This window comes from Paenibacillus lycopersici, assembly GCF_010119935.1.
GTDB classification, from domain to species: domain Bacteria; phylum Bacillota; class Bacilli; order Paenibacillales; family Paenibacillaceae; genus Paenibacillus_Z; species Paenibacillus_Z lycopersici.
The window spans coordinates 5,340,633-5,360,949 of the sequence record NZ_CP048209.1; the positions used below are offsets into that span (position 1 = coordinate 5,340,633).

The 20,317-nt window shown below is 59.9% G+C and carries 18 protein-coding genes; 5 read left to right on the forward strand and 13 right to left on the reverse strand.

What is annotated here, in order from left to right:
* Window positions 1-12 precede the first annotated feature (12 nt).
* Both GXP70_RS23440 and GXP70_RS23445 read right to left on the reverse strand, forming a co-directional pair.
* Window positions 13-891: a transporter substrate-binding domain-containing protein gene (locus GXP70_RS23440; RefSeq protein ID WP_225442532.1), complete on the reverse strand. Its 879-nt coding sequence runs from the start codon at window positions 889-891 to the stop codon at window positions 13-15.
* A 252-nt stretch (window positions 892-1,143) separates the two neighbouring features.
* The gene (locus GXP70_RS23445; protein ID WP_162359065.1) at window positions 1,144-2,022 is read right to left on the reverse strand and encodes a LysR family transcriptional regulator; all 879 of its coding nucleotides are present in this window, start codon (window positions 2,020-2,022) and stop codon (window positions 1,144-1,146) included.
* A gap of 270 nt (window positions 2,023-2,292) precedes the next feature.
* Between GXP70_RS23445 and GXP70_RS23450 the strand changes: the two genes are divergently transcribed.
* A complete protein-coding gene (locus GXP70_RS23450; protein ID WP_162359066.1) occupies window positions 2,293-2,817 on the forward strand; it encodes a GNAT family N-acetyltransferase in 525 nt (174 codons plus the stop codon).
* Between the two features lie 164 nt (window positions 2,818-2,981).
* Here the strand turns inward: GXP70_RS23450 and GXP70_RS23455 are convergent, their stop codons facing one another.
* The 6 genes from GXP70_RS23455 to GXP70_RS23480 all read right to left on the reverse strand — a co-directional run bounded on the left by GXP70_RS23455 (window position 2,982) and on the right by GXP70_RS23480 (window position 9,808).
* Window positions 2,982-4,226, reverse strand: a complete 1,245-nt coding sequence (locus GXP70_RS23455) for an ABC transporter permease (RefSeq protein WP_162359067.1) — start codon at window positions 4,224-4,226, stop codon at window positions 2,982-2,984.
* Entirely contained in the window at window positions 4,210-4,998 is a 789-nt protein-coding gene (locus tag GXP70_RS23460; protein WP_162360644.1) for an ABC transporter ATP-binding protein, read from the reverse strand. The genes GXP70_RS23455 and GXP70_RS23460 overlap by 17 nt, the downstream gene beginning before the upstream one ends.
* 196 nt (window positions 4,999-5,194) lie before the next feature.
* Window positions 5,195-6,451 carry an S-layer homology domain-containing protein gene (locus tag GXP70_RS23465; protein ID WP_162359068.1) on the reverse strand — a complete coding sequence of 419 codons (1,257 nt, stop codon included), beginning with the start codon at window positions 6,449-6,451 and terminating at the stop codon, window positions 5,195-5,197.
* Window positions 6,452-6,861: 410 nt separating this feature from the next.
* Complete coding sequence (locus GXP70_RS23470; protein ID WP_162359069.1) at window positions 6,862-8,364, reverse strand: DEAD/DEAH box helicase; 1,503 nt, start codon at window positions 8,362-8,364, stop codon at window positions 6,862-6,864.
* Between the two features lie 16 nt (window positions 8,365-8,380).
* Entirely contained in the window at window positions 8,381-9,154 is a 774-nt protein-coding gene (locus GXP70_RS23475; protein ID WP_162359070.1) for an SDR family NAD(P)-dependent oxidoreductase, read from the reverse strand.
* Between the two features lie 192 nt (window positions 9,155-9,346).
* Window positions 9,347-9,808 carry a chemotaxis protein CheX gene (locus tag GXP70_RS23480; protein WP_162359071.1) on the reverse strand — a complete coding sequence of 154 codons (462 nt, stop codon included), beginning with the start codon at window positions 9,806-9,808 and terminating at the stop codon, window positions 9,347-9,349.
* A gap of 191 nt (window positions 9,809-9,999) precedes the next feature.
* Between GXP70_RS23480 and GXP70_RS23485 the strand changes: the two genes are divergently transcribed.
* Window positions 10,000-10,992: a zinc dependent phospholipase C family protein gene (locus GXP70_RS23485; protein WP_162359072.1), complete on the forward strand. Its 993-nt coding sequence runs from the start codon at window positions 10,000-10,002 to the stop codon at window positions 10,990-10,992.
* A gap of 460 nt (window positions 10,993-11,452) precedes the next feature.
* Here GXP70_RS23485 and GXP70_RS23490 read toward each other — a convergent pair whose 3' ends face one another.
* Window positions 11,453-12,469: an HRDC domain-containing protein gene (locus GXP70_RS23490; protein WP_162359073.1), complete on the reverse strand. Its 1,017-nt coding sequence runs from the start codon at window positions 12,467-12,469 to the stop codon at window positions 11,453-11,455.
* A 278-nt stretch (window positions 12,470-12,747) separates the two neighbouring features.
* On the opposite strand from GXP70_RS23490, the gene GXP70_RS23495 reads away from it, so the two are divergent.
* Complete coding sequence (locus tag GXP70_RS23495) at window positions 12,748-13,044, forward strand: DUF3055 domain-containing protein (protein ID WP_192043384.1); 297 nt, start codon at window positions 12,748-12,750, stop codon at window positions 13,042-13,044.
* Window positions 13,045-13,099: 55 nt separating this feature from the next.
* The gene (locus tag GXP70_RS23500; RefSeq protein ID WP_162359074.1) at window positions 13,100-13,360 is read left to right on the forward strand and encodes a hypothetical protein; all 261 of its coding nucleotides are present in this window, start codon (window positions 13,100-13,102) and stop codon (window positions 13,358-13,360) included.
* A 245-nt stretch (window positions 13,361-13,605) separates the two neighbouring features.
* On the opposite strand, the gene GXP70_RS23505 is transcribed toward GXP70_RS23500, so the two are convergent.
* The 4 genes from GXP70_RS23505 to GXP70_RS23520 all read right to left on the reverse strand — a co-directional run bounded on the left by GXP70_RS23505 (window position 13,606) and on the right by GXP70_RS23520 (window position 18,781).
* Window positions 13,606-15,084, reverse strand: a complete 1,479-nt coding sequence (locus tag GXP70_RS23505) for a phosphodiester glycosidase family protein (RefSeq protein WP_225442533.1) — start codon at window positions 15,082-15,084, stop codon at window positions 13,606-13,608.
* 349 nt (window positions 15,085-15,433) lie between these two features.
* Window positions 15,434-16,414, reverse strand: coding sequence for a Gfo/Idh/MocA family protein (locus GXP70_RS23510; protein WP_162359075.1), 981 nt, complete (start codon window positions 16,412-16,414; stop codon window positions 15,434-15,436).
* On the reverse strand, window positions 16,414-17,424 hold the full coding sequence (locus GXP70_RS23515) for a Gfo/Idh/MocA family protein (RefSeq protein WP_162359076.1): 1,011 nt from the start codon (window positions 17,422-17,424) through the stop codon (window positions 16,414-16,416). The genes GXP70_RS23510 and GXP70_RS23515 overlap by 1 nt, the downstream gene beginning before the upstream one ends.
* A 394-nt stretch (window positions 17,425-17,818) precedes the next feature.
* Window positions 17,819-18,781 carry an aldo/keto reductase gene (locus GXP70_RS23520; protein WP_225442895.1) on the reverse strand — a complete coding sequence of 321 codons (963 nt, stop codon included), beginning with the start codon at window positions 18,779-18,781 and terminating at the stop codon, window positions 17,819-17,821.
* Window positions 18,782-19,340: 559 nt separating this feature from the next.
* Between GXP70_RS23520 and GXP70_RS23525 the strand changes: the two genes are divergently transcribed.
* A complete protein-coding gene (locus GXP70_RS23525) occupies window positions 19,341-20,243 on the forward strand; it encodes a 5'-3' exonuclease (RefSeq protein ID WP_162359078.1) in 903 nt (300 codons plus the stop codon).
* The last annotated feature ends 74 nt before the right edge of the window (window positions 20,244-20,317 follow it).

Sequence of the window (20,317 nt, forward strand, 5' to 3'; positions counted from 1 at the left end):
CCTCCTTCGGCATTAATCTTGGGTATAGTCGGCGCCCAGCCATTGGACGCTCAGCTTGCTCAGCGTGCCGTCCGATTTGATCTCCTTCAGCGCGCCATCCACGGCGTCCGCCAGCTTCTGCCCGTCCTCGTCGTCTTTGCGGAAGACGAATTGCACGTCGGCTTCTTCGAGCGCTTCGCCCTCCGACTGCAGCTTGCCTTGCGGATCGATCAGGGATAGCGTGAAGTCGGCGCCCAGCGTCGCGTCCACGCGGCCGCTCGTCAGCTGGCTGACCGTATCGTTCGCCGCCCCGTTCGTGTAGACGATCTTGATCGCGTTATCATGCGATTTATTGTACTGCTCCAGCAGCGTCGCCTCGGCGCTCGTCGCCGTCGTCAGCACCTTCTTGCCCTTCAGGTCGTCGAGGCTGTTGAACGTATTCTTGCTGTCCTTCGGCACGATGATCTTCGTCTTCCAGTGCGCATACGCTTCTTTGTTGAACAGGTACTTCGCCGCCCTGTCCGGGTTCTGCTCCATCTCGTGCGCGACGAAATCGATCTTCTTCGTCTCCAGGCTGAGCAGCAGATTGGAGAAGTCCATCGTCTGGAACTCGAATTCATAACCGGGAAGACGCTTGTCGATTTCTTTGACCAGTTCGACGTCGAAGCCCGTCAGCTTGCCGTTCTCGTCCAGGAAGCACACTTTCGGGAACTGCGTGCCCGTGCCGACGATGATTTTCTTCACGTCCCCGGCCTTATTCCCGCCGCTTGCGTGCTGCGCGTCGTTCGCTGTCTGATTGCCGGCAGCGTTCGCGCTTGCGTTGTCCGCCTCGTTCTTCGTGCCGCAGCCCGCCGCCATAACCGTCAATGCAACCAATGCCAAGCCTGCCGTACCGGCCATTCTTTGTCTCATAACCCCATCTACCTCCGCTGTGTGTTTATCATGTCATGCTATCCCCGCCTCGTCGGCCAAGGTCTCGTTCGGACCTCCACAGGAATGGTAGATCGCTGGCAAATGCTAATTTTACAATTCCAATCGATTTAATCGGAATTAGATTGAACTTAATTTATCATCCCGCGTCTCCATCAGTCAATCCATCCATCAATAGAGATTTTCTATATGTCGATGGAGAGAACCTATCGATACGCTGGAACTCTTCCGGAGTTATCGAAACAGCGTTTGTCCGATCTCGAGGAGCGTGTCCGCGAACATCGCATGCTCGCTGCCGCGGGCAATCAGGTTCGTTTGCAGCGCTATGCCGTCCAGCTCCTTGAACTCGATCGGGAACAGCCGGTTCGCGCGCACCTCCTGTTCCACGCAAAGTCCCGGCAGGAAGCAGATGCCCGCACGCTCCAGCACGAGCTTCTTCGCCGACTCCGAGTTATCGACGAAGTACTCGATGTTCGGATGGCGGTCCAGGCTGTCGAACACCCGGTGCACCCGCAGCCAGTCGAGCGAACCGCATTCGAAGAAGACGAGCGGCTCGAAGCTGATCTCCGAGATCGATACGCGTTCCTGTCTCATAAAGGGATGCCCCTCGTACACGTAAAGTTTGATCGGATCCTCGTAGAAGCTATAAGAGCTCAGCGTCGGATGCGCCACCTTGCGCACGAACGCCAGGTCGATCTCCTTGCCCAGCAGCTTGTTCACGAGATCGTCCGTCCCCGCCGTCGTCAGCTTGAAATGGATGTCCGGATACCGCTGCTTCAGTCTCGGCAGCAGGCTCGGGATCAGATAGTTCGAGACGGATACGGTCGCGCCGATCCGCAGCTCGTGCGGAAGCGTCTTGCGCTGCTGCATCTGCTGCTTGCCTTTCTGAAACGTCTGCATGATCTGCTGGGCGTAGGGCAGAAACTGTTTCCCCTTGTCCGTCAGCGCGATCTGCTTGCCGAGCCGGTCGAACAGCTTGCAGTCCAGCTCCCGTTCCAGCGTCTGAATGCGGGCCGTGACCGAAGGCTGCGAGAGGAACAGCACCTCGGCCGCTTTGTTGAAGCTCCCGTAGTGATTCACGTATACGAACGCCTCGATGTTCTCAATGTTCATGCCCGGGCTCGCTCCTTTAATATATATTATTCATATGAGTTAACTAGGAATTATTCGTATTCTAAAGCAATCCCGCCCGGATCGTCAAATCAAATCCGCCCGAGGGGGCCCAAGATCTTCCCTGCATTGCCGCGTATTGCTGCAGACAGAAATTTTCTATCGAAGTATTGAATTTGTTTATAACCCATTCATAGAGCCGGAATCGCAGGTTATAGTATACTTAGAAGCATCCGCCGTAGAACGGCTTCGGCGCTGAAGGAGGAACCATCGATGGAATTGACGATTCGGGATGCGACGGCAGCGGACCGCGACGCGGTGCTGCAAGTCACCCTTGACGCTTATACGCAATATTCGGAGGCGCTGCCTGCGGACAGATGGGGGCCATATCGCAGCTCCATACTCGCCTCGTTCGATAAAGAAGGACCGATCGCCAAGATCGCGGCGATCGAAGACGGGCGGATCGTCGGCTCCGTGCAGCTGTTTATCGGTTCGGATGCCGCCTACGGCGCGCCGGAGCTCGGCATCGCCGGCCCGATTATCCGCTATCTCGCCGTGCCTCCCGAGCACCGCGGCAAAGGCATCGCGACGGCATTGATCCGCGAAGCCGTATCCCGCTCCGTCTCGCTCGGCGCCGAATGGCTGCACCTGCACACGTCGGATATGATGGCCTCCGCCGTCGGCTTGTACGAACGCCTCGGCTTCGAACGCGCCGTCGATGCCGATATCATGAACGGCGAAACGCTGGTCAAATGCTACCGGCTCGATCTGAAAGCCGCTGCGGCCCCGTTGTCTTAACCGGCGGGATCGTCGTGGCTGACGCGGCCGGCGGGGCGCGGGCAGCCAAGTGCGGACGGGATAAGCAGGTCTCGTATAATCGGAACAGGGTCGGCCGACATCATTGTCGGCCGACCCTGTTCATGATTGTCGCAGTAGGCGCGGGCGGATCATGCCTGCGCCGTTCAATCGTCATCCGGATCGAACCTCAGTTTCTTCCGCACCCGCGACGGCCGCAGCGTCAGTACGTACAGGATGGACAGGACGAGCGACGCGAGCGCGGGCACGAGTTCGCCGTGCCCCGGCAGCAGAATGCCGTGCGGCAGCCAGATCAGCGACGCGCAGACGAGCGACGCGATGCGGTCGACCCGCAGCACGGCGTCATGCCGCGTCTGCTCCGGCAGCGGATAGACGAGCCGCCAGACGGAATGCCTGTGCGACTGCGCGAGCGAGCCGAGCTGGATGCCGCTCAGCCAGACGAACAGCAGGCAGACGCCCGCCGAGCCCCAGCCCTGCCACAGGCCCGCGTACGCGGACAGCAAGCCGGACACGATACCGAGCGCCGTGAGCCGGATAACGATGCCGCCGAGCTCCGTCCGAACGAGCGTATGCGCGTATAAGTACGTGAAGGCATGGCTTCTGCCATAAGGAACAAGCTTCGCCAGCCACGACATGTACGTCCTGGACCGAACGGCCGCGGACTCCGTCGGCACGTCGGCGAAGGCGCTGAAGAACGTCGTATAGCGCCGGCGCGTCACTTGCTCCTCCGCGATGAGCGTCATCCAGGGCAGCGGGTAGCGCGACAGCCGCGCGTACAACAGGCCGAAGAGCCCGCCGACGACGACGAGGTACAGCAGCGTCTTCCACAGCTCCGCCTGCAGCAAGGCGCCGGCGCCGACGGCCGTCGAGGCCCAGCGCAGCACCCGGATGGCGCGCCTGCCGATCCGATCGACCAGCTGCCGCTCGCGCCACGCCGCGGCCATGTTCATCAGCTTCAATAGCAGCGCGAAAATCACGATCAGGATGACGGGCGTCGTCGCCGGCCCAGCCGCATACAGCGGCAGATAGACCGCGCAGACGAGCAGCGCCGCGGCGGCGCCGGCGAAGCCGTTATAGCGGAACGAGCGCCGGATATAGGCGGGCATCTCCGCTTCGCGCGGCACGAGGAAGACGATATCCGCCTCGCGCAGCCAAGTGCGCAGCGGGCTCCAGCAGAGAATCGGCGTCATTACGACGACGCCGACCACCGTGAACGGGAAATTCGCCGGGATGTCCCGCAGCAGCATGCCGTATCCGGCAAGTCCGGCGAGCAGCAGCATGATCGTGACCCCCGGCAGTCCGCTCTGGGTCATATCGCGCAGGTAAGGAGTGGCTCCGCGCCAGAAATCCCCGGCTCGCTTGCGCCACAGCGCGCTAACGGACCGGTCCATTTGCGCCTCCGCCTGCGCCTTCGCCCGCCACCAGGCGGTAGAAGGCTTCTTCCAGCGATCCGGCGCCGGCATTCCGCGCCATGCCGGCCGTCTCGCACACATCGGCCAGCGTCCCCTGCGCGACGATGACGCCTTGATGCAGCACGATGAATCGGCTGCAGTACGATTCCACCGTGGACAGAATATGCGAGCTCATGAACACCGACGAGCCTTCCTTCGTCACCTCGACGAGCTTATCGAGGAGCGAGCGGATGCCGAGCGGGTCCAAGCCCAGGAACGGCTCGTCGATGACATACAGCGATGGCCGCGCAAGCAGCGCGTTCATGATCATCATCTTCTGCCGCATCCCTTTCGACAGATGCGAGGCGAACGCCCCCCGCTTCGGCGTCATGTAGAACTCGTCCAGCAGGCTCCCGGTCCGCGTCCCGTAGCTCGCTTCCTCGACGCCGTAGGCCATGCCCGTCAAGCGCAAATGCTCCTCCACCGTCAGTTCGTCGAAGAGCAGCGGCGACTCCGGCACGTAGGCCAGCGCCTGGCGGTATTGCTCCGGCTGTTCCGCCAGCGTATGCCCGCCGATGCGGATCTCGCCCGCATGCGCTTGCATCAGGCCGAGGATATGCTTGATCGCGGTGCTTTTGCCGGCGCCGTTCAACCCGATCAGCCCGACCATTTCGCCAGCCGCGACCTCGAAGTTCAAATCGTGCAGCACCGGCCTGCGGGGACTGTAGCCCCCCGTCAGCCCTTTGACTTCCAATACTGGTTTCATTGCAATCACCTCTTTGTCTCTACCTTGAATACTACCAAATTTACGAAGAAATGAAAAACCGGCCGAACCGCCGCATTGCATAAGAACACGGCAAAAGAACCTTCGCGTCCGCCGGAAAGACGGAAATGAAGGTTCTTCGTGAGGCGAAGCCGCGTGCGCGATTGATGACGCCCGGCTTCCTTATAAAGAGATTTATGCTATGTTAACCGACTTTAATGGAAGTGACGAGGCCGTTCGTGACCGTCAGCTCAAGCGCTTTTCCGACTTCGAGCAGCGCCGTATCGGGAACGATCGTTACGTTGGGCGATACCACGTACGATACTTTTTCCGCGGTGCCGTCCGCTTTGTACTTCGTCAGCGTAATCGTCGTTATTTTGCCCTGCGCGTTCACCGTGGAGGAATCGAATTTGCCGCTTTCCGTCGTTACGACTTGCACGGGAGCCATCTTCGTCACTTCGATGAAGACGACTTTGTTCTGGTACGTGCGCACGAGCACTTCGTCGCCGGCTTTCAGATCGGCCACGTTCGCCTTCACGTTGTTGCGGAAAATGAACACGCTCGGATCGAGCGCCAGCGCGACTTCGGACTTGTCCGCTTTCACGACGGTGATCGCTCCTGCCGAAGCGGAAACCTTCAGCGTGCCCGTAATCGCGGCCGCGTCGTGATTGTCCGGGAGCTGCTCGTCCGTGCGGTCAAGCAGCGCAGCCAATTCGGCGCGCGTTACCGGCTGGTTCGGACGGAACGTGTTGTTCTCGTAGCCGGTGATGAGGTTCTTCTCGAGCGCGACTTCGACATAGCCGACGGAGCCGGCCGGGATGCTCTTCGCGTCCTTGAACGTAAGCTGGGAGTTGACCTTCGCTTTCGCTTCGGCTTCCAGGCCGAGCGCTTTCACGAGCAGCGTCGCCGCGAACAGGCGCGTTGCCGGCTTGTCCGGCTGGATCGCGTCGTCCGTTTCGGAGAACAGGTCCTTCTCCAGGGCGACAGCGACGTAACCGACCGCCCAAGGATATTTCTTCGTCAGCTGATCCGCATCCTTGAAGTTCAGCTTCGTGCTCATCTCCGCCTGCGATTCCGCTTGATCCTTCAAGCCCATCAGGCGAACGGCCGCGACGATCGATTCGATACGCGTAATTTGCTGCTGCGGCTTGAACGTGCCGTCCTCGTAGCCGTTGAATACGCCTTTGGAAGCCAGACGAATGATATATTCCATCGCCCACTTAAGGTCCTGCTCGTCCTTGAAGTGGAGGTTGATCCCGGAATTGCCGTTGTTCTTGCCCTTGTTGTTGTTATTGTTGTTGTTATTGTTGTTGTTCTTATTGTTTTCTTGCTTGCTGTTATGGTTATCGCGCTCGTTGTGTCCATTTCCTTTGCCGTCGGCAAATGCGCTTCCTGCGCCTCCTGCCAAGGTCAGTAACGCCATCGATGTGACTGCAGCTTTTTTCAACATGCCTTTTTTCATGGTGATGCCACTCTCCTCGCGATGCGGTCCAGGCCGCGTTATTAACGTTCGCTCATACCGTTCGGGAGCTAGAGATCGCTTTCAGGGGGTACGGAGAGAAATTATTGTCAGCGAAACGCGGCCGGTGTCGTTTCCGGGAGTGCCGGGCAAACGAGCGCGGATCTTGTGTTTACCTGCTCAACGGCAAGCGCGGCATCGCGAAAAAGACAAAAAAACCGGAAGGCATTCACAATGCCATTCCGGTTGTTGTTCGCGTATTTCGCGCGTACGGATGCTATTCGAATACGGTTGCGAATTCGCAACGGTTCGCATCCAATTTTGCGCCGCAAAACTGTTGGATCGCATTTCGCATACGATTGCGAATCGTCAGCGATCGCATTTCGCGGGCGGACGCGCGATTCCCGCCGCGTTTAAGCTTGCGGCCCGCCGCCGTCCTGCTTCGCTTTGAGCCACTTCGGCGCGCCCTTGTTCTTGCGCTCCCGCTCCAGCTCCTTCTTGGATTTCGCGGGCTTGGCCGGCTTCGGATCGGGCTTGCGCGGCGCTCCGGCCGGCTTGCCGCCCATGCCGGACGGAGCGCCGGGAGCACGGCCCGGCGCGGCCGATGCCTGCGGCCCGCCGGCAATCGCCGCGCGGCGCGCTGCAGGCGCATTCGCCGAATCGCCGGCTCGAGCAGGCGCTCTGCGCGCCGCGGCGAATCCGCCGCCCGTCGCAGCGGCTTCCGCGCCAGGTCGGCGCGGCGAGCCGCCGCCGCGGCCAGGCGCAAGCTCCCGCTGCCGGCGTTCCTCGTCCGGCGACCACAATTCCCCCTTGTACATCGTCCGCTCCTGCAGATCGATGCCGAGCTGCTTGCGGAACTTGTCCATGATGAACTGCTGGTTCCGCGTCACGATGGACACGACCGTGCCGGACTTGCCCATCCGTCCCGTCCGGCCGGAGCGGTGCACGTAATGATCGGCATCCGATGCCGGATCGAGATGAACGACGAGCGGCAAATCCGCGATGTCGAGCCCTCGGGCCGCAACGTCCGTCGCGATCAGCACCTGCAGCCGCCCTTCCCTGAACCGGGCCAGCGTCGCCGCTCTCCGCTGCTTGTCGGCATCGCCGTACAGCGTCTCCACGGAGAAGCCCTCGTACTTCAGCTTCGCCTCGTAGTTGGCGATCTCGTCCGTATCGTTGACGAACAGCAGCGCAGACGCCGGCTTCAGCAAATAAAGCAGCCTTCTCGCGGTATCCGCTTTATCCCGCTTGTCGCAAACGAGGTAATAATGGGCGACGTAGCCGCCCGTCTGCCGGTCGATATTCACCTGCCGCGGTTCCCGCATCCAGCGCTCCTCGACGTCGACCATCTCCCGCGGCCGCGTCGCCGAGAAGAACGCGATCTGCCGGTCGCGCAGCATGCCGCGCAGCAGCGTTTCCACCTCGACCGTCGAACCGAGGTTGAACACTTGATCCGCCTCATCGATAATGACGAACCGGATGCCGTGCAGCTTCAGTTTGCCTGCCTTCAACAGCTCGTGAATCCGTCCCGGCGTGCCGACGACGATATGCGGATGCTCCCGCAGCTTCTCCACTTGGCGCTGCATGGACGCACCGCCGATCAGCTGCTGCGTCCGCACGCCGATCGCTTCGCCGTACGTCTCCGCCACGCGAAAAATTTGCATCGCCAGCTCCTGCGTCGGCGCAAGCACCATGACCTGCACGACGCTGCTGGCAGAATCGACCCGCTGAAGGGCCGGCAGCATATAGGCCAGCGTCTTGCCGGAGCCGGTCTGCGATTTGGCGGAAATATCATGCCCCGCCAGCAGCAGCGGAATCGTCTCCGCCTGCACCGGCGTCGGCTCTTCGATTTTGTTGTTGCGCAACGCTTCGATCAGCTGCGGCTGCAGCTGCAACGTTTCCCAAGACACATGCATCAAACTCCTCTTATACTTACTTGCGGTTGAGCCATCTGCCCGCCACCCGGTCGGCCAGGCGCGGGAATAGCCCGTACAGACGGATGCCGACGGACGCCGACAGGGGCAGATCCACTTCGGGCGTCCGCTTCTCGATGACCTTGACGATCGCCGCCGCCACCTGCTCCGGCTTCAGCATGTAGCCCCGTACGCGGCTCGCGTACGTGCCGTCCGGATCGGCCGTCCGCAGGAACGGGGTGTCGATCGGGCCGGGATTAACGGCCGATACGGCAATATGATAAGGGGCGAGCTCCGAACGGATGGCATTCGTGAATCCCAATACCGCGTGCTTCGTCGCCGCGTAACCGGAAGACTTCGACGTACTCAGTTTGCCCGCCATGGAGGCGACGTTCACGATATGTCCGCCGCCCTGCGCGCGCATGATCGGAACCGCCGCTTTCGCACAGCGGACGACTCCCATATAGTTCGTGTCCATCATCGCTTGGAACCGCTCCACCGGCGCGTCCTCGAACAGCTCGAACAGCCCGAAGCCCGCATTGTTCAGCAGCACGTCGATGCGACCGTATTCGTCCGCAATCCGGCGAAAGGCTTCCTGGACGGAATCGTTATCGGTCACGTCCATCTCGCAGCATCCGTGCCGCTGCGGGATCGACTGCGATACCCGTCCCAGCTTCTCCATGCTGCGGCCGGTAAGGACCGGTACGGCGCCCCGCGCGGCCAGCAGCTTCGCGGTCTCCGCGCCGATTCCGCTGGCCGCGCCGGTAATCAACACGATTTTCCCATGCAACACATCTCATCACCTGCCTTTCAGTTTACTGCAAGCAACCCGAATAGGCAAAACGAATCGGTGCGCCAAGCGGACCGGCTAGGCCTTTCGGGACAGCGCGGCGCGGCAAGCCGGGATCCATCCGTGCTTAGACGAAGCGTAGTCCTTACGGTGCCGAAAATGCAAAAAAAAGCTCCCGTGGGAGCTTGAATCATGCTAGGATACTAGTAGAACCTGGATGTCCAGCTCACCGATGCCGTTCATGATAAGCGGGATCGTCAGAGCTCTAGTTACATTGAACTGCACGGATTGCGCGGAATGAAGCACTTTCGGGGGCGTAATGTCGACTTTGACGCCTTGGCCGAACAGCATTGTGCTGGCATTGCCGCTGATCATGTTGCCGAGCTCCGAAATCGCGCTTCTGCCCATCTCGTCCATCGCATCGATCGGGTAGCCGCCCATCATGGCGGACACCATCTTAAGCGCCACATGCTCATGCAGGCCAAATACGATATCGCCATTGATTTGACCGTTAATGCCGATTTGAATCCATATGTAATTATCCGCAAGCTCAATTTCTTTCATGCCGGGCTGTCCGGTGGAAGGTCTGACTTGAACCACTTGCTCGATCACGATTTTAGCGGACTCCAGGAAGGGATTGATATACTCAGCCTTCATCTTGCTGTTACGCCCCTTTACGACATTGTCTTTTGAAGCTTTTCCCAATTATACTAGATAAATCAGATCTCGTATATAAAATCGGGACAAACTTTGCGAGAAATGTCGAATTATATCCTTTTTTAGCTACTCGCGACCTAGCAGGAAATGCCGGACTTTCCTTGCCGGGCTATACAATTAGGAGGATGACCGTGCCAAACGTATGGACGCATTTGATTTTCGGGCAGCGCTGCCTGCACGAGCTCGGCGAAGATCACCTGCTGTCGCTTCCTTCGCGGAAGCGCTTATTCAACATGGGCTGCCAAGGGCCCGACTTCCTGTTCTATCATCATTTCCTTCCCTGGCAGAAAGACCGGACGATGACGAAGCTCGGCAATGCCATGCACGAGCGGCACTGCGGCCCCGTCATAATGGACATGCTCGATACGGTCGATCACCTGCGCGATTCCGATCCGACGAAGGACGCCGCGCTCGCTTATGCGCTCGGATTTCTCCTCCATTATCTGCTCGATCGCGTCATGCATCCTTATGTGTTCAGCCGCTCCGGCTTCCGCAAATGGGACCATCAACGGTTCGAGGTCATGATGGATACGCTGATCGTGCGCAAGCTGCTCGGCGTGGACACCTGGAAGACGGAAGTATGGCGCGAAATCGATATTCTCGGCGACGTTCCGGGCGCCGTCGTCGACGCTTTCGAGCAGATCGCGGCCGTTCATTATTCCGAATTGGCGCCGCTGATTCGCCGGGAATCGTGGCTTAGCGCCATGCGCGACATGATTCGCGCTCAGCGGCTGTTCCACGATCCGACCGGCATCAAGCGGCTGCTGACGTTCCGCCAGATCGATCCCTTCGTGTACAAGCGGAAGCTGCCGCCCCTGGACATTCTGAACGAGTCGCGCCGTCCTTGGCTTGACCCGACCGACGGCCAGACGAGGCATGCCGACGACGTATGGACGCTGTGGGACCGCGCAATGGAAGAAAGCCTGCCTGTCGTGAAGGCGGTACTGCAGTGGCTTCGTTGCAGCGAAGCGGAGGAGGACAGCCTGCAGGACGCGAGCCTGCCATCCAAGCACCAGCTTCGCGAGACGGCCGCGCAAGCGATCGGCAACCGCTCCTACGAAACCGGCCGCGACTGCGACAGCGGCCTGACCATCCGGTTCGAGGACCCGATCTGGACGCTATGAGACTATAAACTATAACGTTACGACGATAGTATTGCGAGTCTATGACGATATGACTATAGGAAGCGACGAGGCTAGGAAACTTCGACACTCGGAAAGTAGATTTGCAAAGAATCGCACACACCTGCAGCAGAATAGCTAAAAGCCGAAAAGTTGCATTCGGACAGCTTTACCGCCGCAGACCGGCAATAATGCCGGTAAAGCTGCTAATCGGGCAACTTTACCGCCTCGACCGCCCGTAAAGCTTCCCAAAGGCAGGAATCCGGCGCTCCACTGGCCCCGGCCCAGCAGAATTGCAAAGATCCTTACACACTACATTTCCAAGTGGGGGAGCACTCCTTTCGTCGGCGTTCGTGCAATCATACCTTAGGATAGACACTTGGAACTACGATGCTTCGGGATTGCTTTCGGGACCATGATATCCTTCGGAATCACGTTACTTTGGAATTACGTTACTTTGAAACTAGGAAACATTTTCCCGGCTGCCCTTGGATCGCCGGTACCGCAGCCGGATCAGCCTGAGCCGATCATACAGCATATCAAGCGATTTGCCTTTCCCTTGATCCGCGTCTTCCCCGTACACCTGGCGGAGCACAGGCTTCAAATATTGGTCGCCGAGCGCTTGCAGCGCGTCCCAGACGAGCTGCTGCTCGAACTCCGGCATCTGTGCGAGCTCCCGCTCGATGAGCGGCTCCAGATCGTAGCCTTCCGTCTCCAGCTTCTCGATCCGCTCCATCAAGTCCCGGCGCGGCAGATCGACCCGCTCCTGCAGCTCGTCGATCGATTGTCCATCCGCAATCGCGCGAAGCAGCTCGCGCTTCTCCGTCTGCCGGTCCATCTGCGATTTGAACCGGTTTTCCTTTTGTTTATATACCCATTTCGTATACGTCTTCGAATCCAGCGCTTCCGCGACCCAGTCGAGCGGGAATTGCGTCTCCCGCCGGAAAGCGCCGGTAATCGCCAGCACTTCCTCCCCGTAGGCCGTCTGTTTGGACTCCCCCCAGCCCGGAATTTGCAGCAGCTCCTCCGGCTGCTGCGGCACGAAGGCGCTGATCATCCACAACATCCGATTCGTCGCGATCAGGTACGCCGACTTCTTGACGGCCACCGCCTTGGCGCGCCGCCAGTCGCGCAGCGCGGCGAACAGATCCGGATCGCTGTTCTGCTCGCCGTAACACTGGATCATGGAGTACAGCGACCCGCTTCCCTCTACGCTCCGGCGCTCGTCCAGCATGCCGTCGATCAACGGCGAATAGCCATCTCCCATCTGCACCGAAACGCCGTGCCGGAAAGCGATCAGCATTTCCTCCCATGACCCGCCCTCGTACCATACCTGCTGGCTCCTTGCCGCCTCTTCCCCCTCCACCGTCCAAATGACCGACCAGACGCCGTCTTGCTCGCAGATCGACAGCTTGGCTTCACCGGCTGCCGCGTCCTCTCCTCCCGCCCTCTCGAACGTGTTCAAAAATACGACCTGCATCGTCAGGCACCTCCAGCAATAGAATTGATCAAACCCGGCCGCCGGCGTCCTTGCTCCTGGCGTCCGCGCAGCGCAATGCCGAACGCGCAAAAAGCACCTCTTCGCGCCATGGCAATGGCGAAAAGAGGTGCTTCCTCACGTTCAACGATTTGATTGTTCACATCATAGCATAAGGCGGCTCGGATAGGCAATAGAGAAGTTCCATTTCCTCCCTGCCGGCGTGTTGCCCGGTTCGCGAGCGGGATGCTATGATAGACGCATTAAAGGAGGAACGCACGATGCTGCTGCCTGATTATGATTTTATGTCGGATACGACCGAAGATACGTCGACCCGCTTCGTTACGTTCATTACGCCGAACCTGAAACGGTTCGACCTGGCTATCATGACGACGAACCGCTTCTACGGGAAGAAGCTGATTACCGACCTGCAAAGCGGCCGCACCGCGATCGTCGGCCAGGATGACTTGGACGAGGAGGGCTACCTGGAGTTCGCCTACAAGCTGACGGAAGAGGAAGCCGCCGACCTTCGCCAATTTCTCGAATTCGTGGTGGGAACGGTGAATTTTACCGACTGATCGGGGTACACTGAAACGGTACAACCCACACTATCCGTTTCAGGAGGGAGCCGGCTTGTTCAAAAAAGAAGATCGTCAGTCGTACACGGATTTCAAATCGGTCGAGTCCCAACGCAACGACCTCGCCGCAGAAGAATTTCCGGAGGGCCCGTACGGTTCCGGAATCCAGTCGGCGTCACTGGGGAAAAGCACGCCTTGGCGGATCGACATGCGCGCGCCGAACCGGTTCGATTACGAGAACCGCGAGCTGCATGAAGGTATTGACCGCGATTACCCCGGTGAGGACAGCTACCCGGATGCCATAGATGAACCTTGACTGACCGATCGCGGCGACGCACCGACAGAAGAAGCGACAAGCAACGAAGCGAAGCTTAAAGCCCGCAAGGCGGGGATGGCCGAATGGCCGTCCTTACGCCTGCGGGCTTTTCGTTATGCGCTATGCGTGCTGGGTGTTGGCGCTTCCCATATGCCGATTAGTACGCCTACGCTCCGTTAGAGAGGACGCAGCATGGGTTCGCGCCGGACGCTGCGAATCTTGCGCGCTAGATGCGCATCCGCAAGCTAGAAACGGAGCTGCTGGCCGAACAGCAGCGCGTTGCTGAGCAGGCGTCCCGGAGCCGTGACGGTCTTGCCTTGGAACATCATGCCGGAGGAGGCGCCACCGTCGAGATTCATCGCTTGCCGGGCGCCGAGCTGCACCATTACCGCAGCCCACTGCTTCATCGTCGCGCCGGAGACGGTCGCGATCATGACAGAACCGTCTTTGCGGATGGCGATGCCGCTGCGCGCGCCGCCGCCGGTTAAAATTTTCGGATCGCGGAAGCCTTCGGCCGTCGGATCGAGCGTTACTTTCCCGTCCGTGACGAGCCGCGGGCCCGCGCCGACCGCCGTGTGAACGCCGCTCCAATCGACGGAAGCGCCTGTGAGATTCGTCGTGTTGACCTTGTAGGTCACCCTGCTGCCAACCTGGAAGCGCCCCGCTTGCCCGGCCTCGCCGCCTTGGTAGACGATCACGTAGCCGTCCGGCGGTATAGCGGTATCGACGCCGTGGCGAATGGCTGTCACCGCGCCCTTCCTGACGACGACGGCGTTCTCGGCCTTGAAGCCCAGCGAATCGCCGCGCTGGGGCGTGAAGATCGTCGCGGTCGATTTGCCCGAAGGCAGCCGGTTCATGAAATACGCGTACCAGGAGCTTGTCCCGCCGCTCGGCGCGATAACGGTGCCCCGAATGCCGATCCGCAGCGTGTCCATCACCGCGCTGCCGTCCCATTTGAAGCCGATCGACGTGCCGGTGTTGCCGATATGCTGCGGCAGGCTGCCGCTGATCAGCGTCCCGTACGGATCGGGAACGCCGCTGTACGAGTCGAAGAAGGCGCCGTTGATCGCGATGTCCGCATGGTACGCGGCGGCCATGCCGGCCAGCGATTGCGTCGTGCCGATTTTGCGGTTGGCGTAGCCGGTCGTGACCGGCATGCCTTTCGGAATGGTCACGGTCTTGACCGTGAAGCTGCTCCCTGCTGCCTTGACCGTGCGGGTCTCAAGCTTCGGCTCGAACGCAAGCTTGAGCGGCGACGCCGGTTTCGTGACGACGACCGGCAGCTTCAAGGTGCCCGTATACCCCGCGGATGCCGTGGACACGCTGATCGTGAGCATCGTCTCGCCCGGGGCGACCGGCATCAGGACGCCGGCTTCGTTCACCTTCGCGACGGCCGGGTTGCCTGTCGCGTACAGCAGCTGCACCTTCGCGGACGATTGCAGCTTGGCAGCGACGGGAAATTGTTTTCCGATTTCCGGTTTGACCGAAGCGGACGGGTAGCTTAGCTTCACGGTTTGGGTCTGGCTATCGGCGACCGATCCGGCTGGTGCCTTGGGCGAGGCTGGCGCTTTGGCTGGCGGCACGCTCGGCGATTCGGGCGCTGTCGGCGGCGTTGGTCCCGTCACGCCGGATGCGGCCTGCGCCGTCCATAGCGCCGGCGTAACGGTCAACAGCGCGGTCACCAAGGTTACGGCGGCGGCGGATTTGAAATTCAGTTTCTTCATGATGCGACTGGCTCCTCTGCAGGTTCATTTCGGTTTCCATACGGCGCTTGTTCGGCCGAGGATGGGTTCCTCTCCCATTTGTCGGCATCCAATGGCATAAAATGAATAAAAAACGCTGCACAGATCGGCGGTTGCCGTCATGATGCAGCGCAGGACATCTTAGGCGAGTTACGCAGGCAGTTCAGCCTTCCCGCGGGTACACCTCTTCGCCCGAGCTGGTGCCTGCCAAACAATCAAAAAAGAGAAACCCGCATTTTATGAAAACGCGAGTTTCTCTGCTGTTAGGGCAGCCGCGCGAATGCGGCTGCTTCGTACGCTCCTCTATGCATGTGCTCGTACGAGGATACGCTTATCGAACGATCTTCACCGGCTGTCTCGTCGCAGCCGATTCATACGCAGCGAGCGCGACGCGGACTGCCTCCAGGCCGTCTTCCCCGGTAATCGCGACCGGCTTGTCATTCCGGATGCTGTCAACGAATGAAGCGACGAGCCCGGAGTCCATGTCGGAGCCCCAGTTCACCCATGACGTCTTCATCGTTTCGTCCTTATGGACGACAATGTTCTGCTTGAACAAGTCGACTTTGCTCATGCCGGCGCTGCCGACGATCTCCAACGTGACGTCGCCCCATGTGGGGAACGACTTCGTTCGCGACCACGACGGATCGAGCGAGGCGATGACGCCGTTGTCGAACGAGAATACGAGCATGCCGCAGTCGTCGGCTTGTATGTCGTGGAAACGCGTCCCGATCTCGGCGTACACTTCAGTAACTTCCGCTCCGGGCATGATCCAGCGCATCAAATCGACGACATGAACGGTATGGTCGATGACGGCGCCGCCGCCTGATTTTGCCCGGTCGACGAACCAGCCGCCCGGCATCGATCCGCGGTTGGTGCCTTGGATGGCGCGGATGCTGCCCAGAATGCCTTTCTCGACGTCGCGCTTCATCGCCGCCGAAGCCGGGTGGAACCGGCAAGGGAAAGCGGTCATCAGCTTCACGCCATGCTTGCGCGCGGCGGCGACCATGTCGAGGGCGCCTTCCACCGTCTGCGAGAGCGGCTTTTCGCTCAAAATATGTTTGCCTGCCTGAGCCGCCGCGACGGCCAGCTCCCGGTGATAGGCATTCTCCGAGCAAATGATGACGGCGTCGATATCCGACGCCAGCAGCTTCTCGTAATCCCGCTCCCAGAAGGTGCCGAAATCGTTCGCCGCCTGCCGTCCGCGGGTTTCTTCGGCTTCCGCTACGCCGGCGATTTCGACGCCCAGTTTGCGCAGGCCATGTACGTAGGCGTACACATGCATGTGGGCAACGCCCAACAGTCCGATTTTCATTAGGCATTCTCCTTTCCGAAGCTTTCCATTTCCACGGCGGCGCCGGTTACGGCCGAATGGATGCAAGCAAGGCTGATGCGCAGCGCCTCATATGCGTCCTCCGCGGTCACGACCGGGTCGACGCCTTCTTCGATGCAGCGCAGAAAATGTTCGAGCTCTACGTCATACGGGCTGCGGGCGAGCGCGCTTTGCGGCACTTGAACGGAAGGGCGGCTCGTATCCTTGGCGGCCAACAGCGAGCGGTTCGTCACGCTGTCCTCCGAGTTGACGGACAGAATGCCGCCGTTGCCGGCAACCTCGAGCCGCGTCGCGAAGCCTTCCGGGAAGGACCACGAGCCGTTGGCATATCCAATCACGCCGCTGCGGAACCGCAGCGTGGCGAACGCATGATCCGGCAAATCGTCATTGCCCGCAGCGAACAGGCTGCGCGCATACACGCGGTCGACTTCGCCGAACGTCCAGCGGAGCCAATCGAAATCATGCAGGATCAGGTCGAGCAGCACGCCGCCGGATTTGGCGAAGTCCCGGTACCAGCCGTCGAATCCGCTCGGGCAGGAGCCGACGCGCTCTGCACGGACCGTGCCGACTTCGCCGATTTCGCCGCGGTTGATCAAATCCCGGACTTGCGCATATTCCGGGAAGAAGCGCACCACATGGCCGATGTAGAGGTGAACGCCCGCCTCGCGGCAGGCTTCGATCATCGCCCGTGCATCGTCAAGCGTGCCGGCGATCGGCTTCTCGCAGATGACGTGCTTGCCGTAAGCCGCGGCGCGGAGCACATAGTCTCTGTGCAAATATGTAGGCAGACAGACATCGATGACATCAGGCTGCTCGGCCTCCATGAGCGCTTCCAGCGTGGCATAAGCGCGCGTGCCGAGCCGCTCCGCTAAAGCGGCGGCGGCATCCTCCCGGGAATCGACGATTCCGACAAGCTCCGCGCGCGGGTTTCGAGTGTGAGCCTCGGCGTGCACGGTGCCCATGGCACCGGCGCCGATAAGAGCGATTCGCATATGATACCTCCTAAAAGTTTTGTGGGCGAAGCCGTTGTCGGGAATCCGACAACGAAAGCAAAACTGCTTCGTAAGCATAAGCTTAAGTTTTGTGGGCGAAGCCGTTGTCGGGAATCCGACAACAAAAGCAAAACTGCTTCGTAAGCATAAGCTTAAGTTTTGTGGGCGAAGCCGTTGTCGGGAATCCGACAACGAAAGCAAAACTGCTTCGTAAGCATAAGCTTAAGTTTTGTGGGCGAAGCCGTTGTCGGGAATCCGACAACGAAAGCAAAACAGCAAAACTGCTTCGTAAGCATAAGCTTAAGTTTTGTGGGCGAAGCCGTTGTCGGGGATGCGACACGGAGAACAAATCCGCCTCATAAGCATAAGCTTCGTTCGGCATGACTCTTATAGCCTAAGCTTTCGTACGGGCTTTCCGCTCCTCGTTCCAATCCGCCAGCGCTTGCCAGAACGATTCCGGAATGGGCAGACGCAGCGCCTCCGCCGTCGAGACGATCTCGTCCTGGTCCCTCGGGCCGGTCAAATTCATCGCGATGCCATCACAGCGCAGCGGGTACTGCAGCGCCGCGGCCAGCACCGGAACGCCGTGCGCGGCGCATAGATCGTACACTTCCGCAGCCAATCCGCGCCGAACGACGGATTCCTCGTGCCCCTCCGGCACCTGCAGCGTCCGCGGGTCGGCGCCCGCCAGCAGGCCGGCCGATAGCGGGCTGCCGTTGACGATGCCGGCATTCCGCTCGGCGGCAAGCCGAATCAACGGCCCCGCGCTCTGATCGATCGGCGTATAGTCCGAATAGGTCAGCACCGAATCGACGTGCCCGTTCGCGACGGCCTCCGCCAACAGATCGAGCGGACGCGTGCCGAGGCCGATGTAACGGATTTTCCCTGCGCTCCTCGCCTCCCGCAGCGCTTCGAGCGCGCCGCCCTCGCCTAACGCTTGGCCGAGCGTATAGACGTCGTGAATTTGCAGCAAGTCGATATAATCCGTCCGGAATCTGCGCAAGCTCTCGTCCACGCTGCCGGCGACGAAAGCCTTCGCCTCCGATGGCGAAAGCTCCTTCGGGATAGGCGATTTCGTCGCGATAAAGACCGAAGAACGTCGTTCGGGATAGGCGCAGAGAAAGCTGCCGACGACGAATTCGCTTTCGCCGTACGCGGCCGACGTATCGTAATAGCGGAAGCCGAGGTCAAAAGCCCTCTCGAGAACGGCCCGATCCTTCCTCAGCTTATCGGGGCCGATACCATCGCGTCCAAGCCAGGCGCAGCCGATGCCATAAGCGCATTCGCCGCTGCCGGCTCGCATGCGGAAACCGCGCGCTTCCTCGATAAACGGCTTCATTCCTGCAGGTTCGAACATAGACAACACGTTCCACCTCCTCTTTTCAGACGAAGCTGCGGATCCGGGAGCAGCAGCGGTCGCCTGCGGTCGTTGGCGCCGGATTTTCCAACGCTTCTTCGTTATTCGCACTCATGCGGGGATTCTCCTTCCCGCCCAAGCATTAAAATCGCCGCGCAAATCAGTAGATTTGCAAAGAATCACACACGCCTGCTGCGGAATAGCAAAAAGTCGAAAAGTTGCATTCGGACAACCTTCCAAAATTCATCGCCGCAGGCCGGCAAAAATGCCAGGAAAATTGCTGATCGGGCAACTTTACCACCTCGACCTCCCGAAAAGCTGCCCAAGGGCAGGAATCCCGGCGCTCAACTGGCCCCGGCCCAGCAGATTGGCAAAGATCCTTCACACTACATTTCCAAGCGGGGAGCTCTCCTTTCGTCGGCGTTCGTGCAATCACACCTTAGGAACCGCCCCGCATGTATGCCATGTAAATGCAATCATCCTAGCAATTTCGTTGCGATCCGGGCCCGACCTATTCTATGATAGACGTATCTTACGATAGAACAGGATGGATCTCGCAATGAACGAGAACAAAATATTGATCGTCGACGGCATGGCGCTGCTCTTCCGGGCGTATTTCGCACAGTCGTACGACGCCCGCAGAATGGCGGACGGCACGCCGACGAACGCCGTTTACGGCTTCCTGCAATACTTGTTCGACGCCGTCGGCCGCTTCGAGCCGACGCATGTATTGTGCTGCTGGGATCTGGGCAGCAAAACCTTCCGCACCGAAATCTACGACAGCTACAAGGCGAACCGGCCGGAAGCGCCGGCAGATCTCATCCCGCAATTCACGCTCGTGAAAGACGTCGTCGCCGCGCTAGGCATTCCGAATCTCGGCCTGGAAGGCTACGAGGCCGACGATTGCATCGGCACGCTGTCGACGAAGCTGAGCGGACTCGGCCATGTCTACGTGCTTACGGGAGACCAGGATATGCTGCAGCTCGTAACGGAGAGCGTCCATGTCGTCATCATGAAGAAAGGACGCGGCAACTACGCCGTGTACGACATCGACTTCCTGCGGGAAGACAAAGGCGTGCATCCGTTCCAGATCATCGAGATGAAAGGGCTGACAGGCGATACGAGCGATAATTATCCCGGCGTCAAAGGCATCGGCGAGAAGACGGCGCTCAAGCTGCTGCAGGAGTACGAATCGATCGACGGCATCCTGGACAATCTGGAATCGTTGTCCAAGAGCATCAAGGCGAAGATCGAATCCGACCTCGACATGCTGCACTTATCCCGCACGCTCGCACGCATCAACATCGACGTGCCGATTCATTGCGAGCTGGACGCCTGCCAATTGGCGGTCCCCATGGAGACGGCGCAGCCGGTATTCGAACAGTACCGGTTGACATCGCTGCTGAAGCTGATCGGCAAGCACGCCCAAGCGCCCCTTGAAATGGCGAACAGCATCCTCTAAGCGTGATTGCGTCGCATTCGCAAGCGCACTCCTGCTCTCTTATCATGACAAAAGGGACATCGGCCAGCACCCAG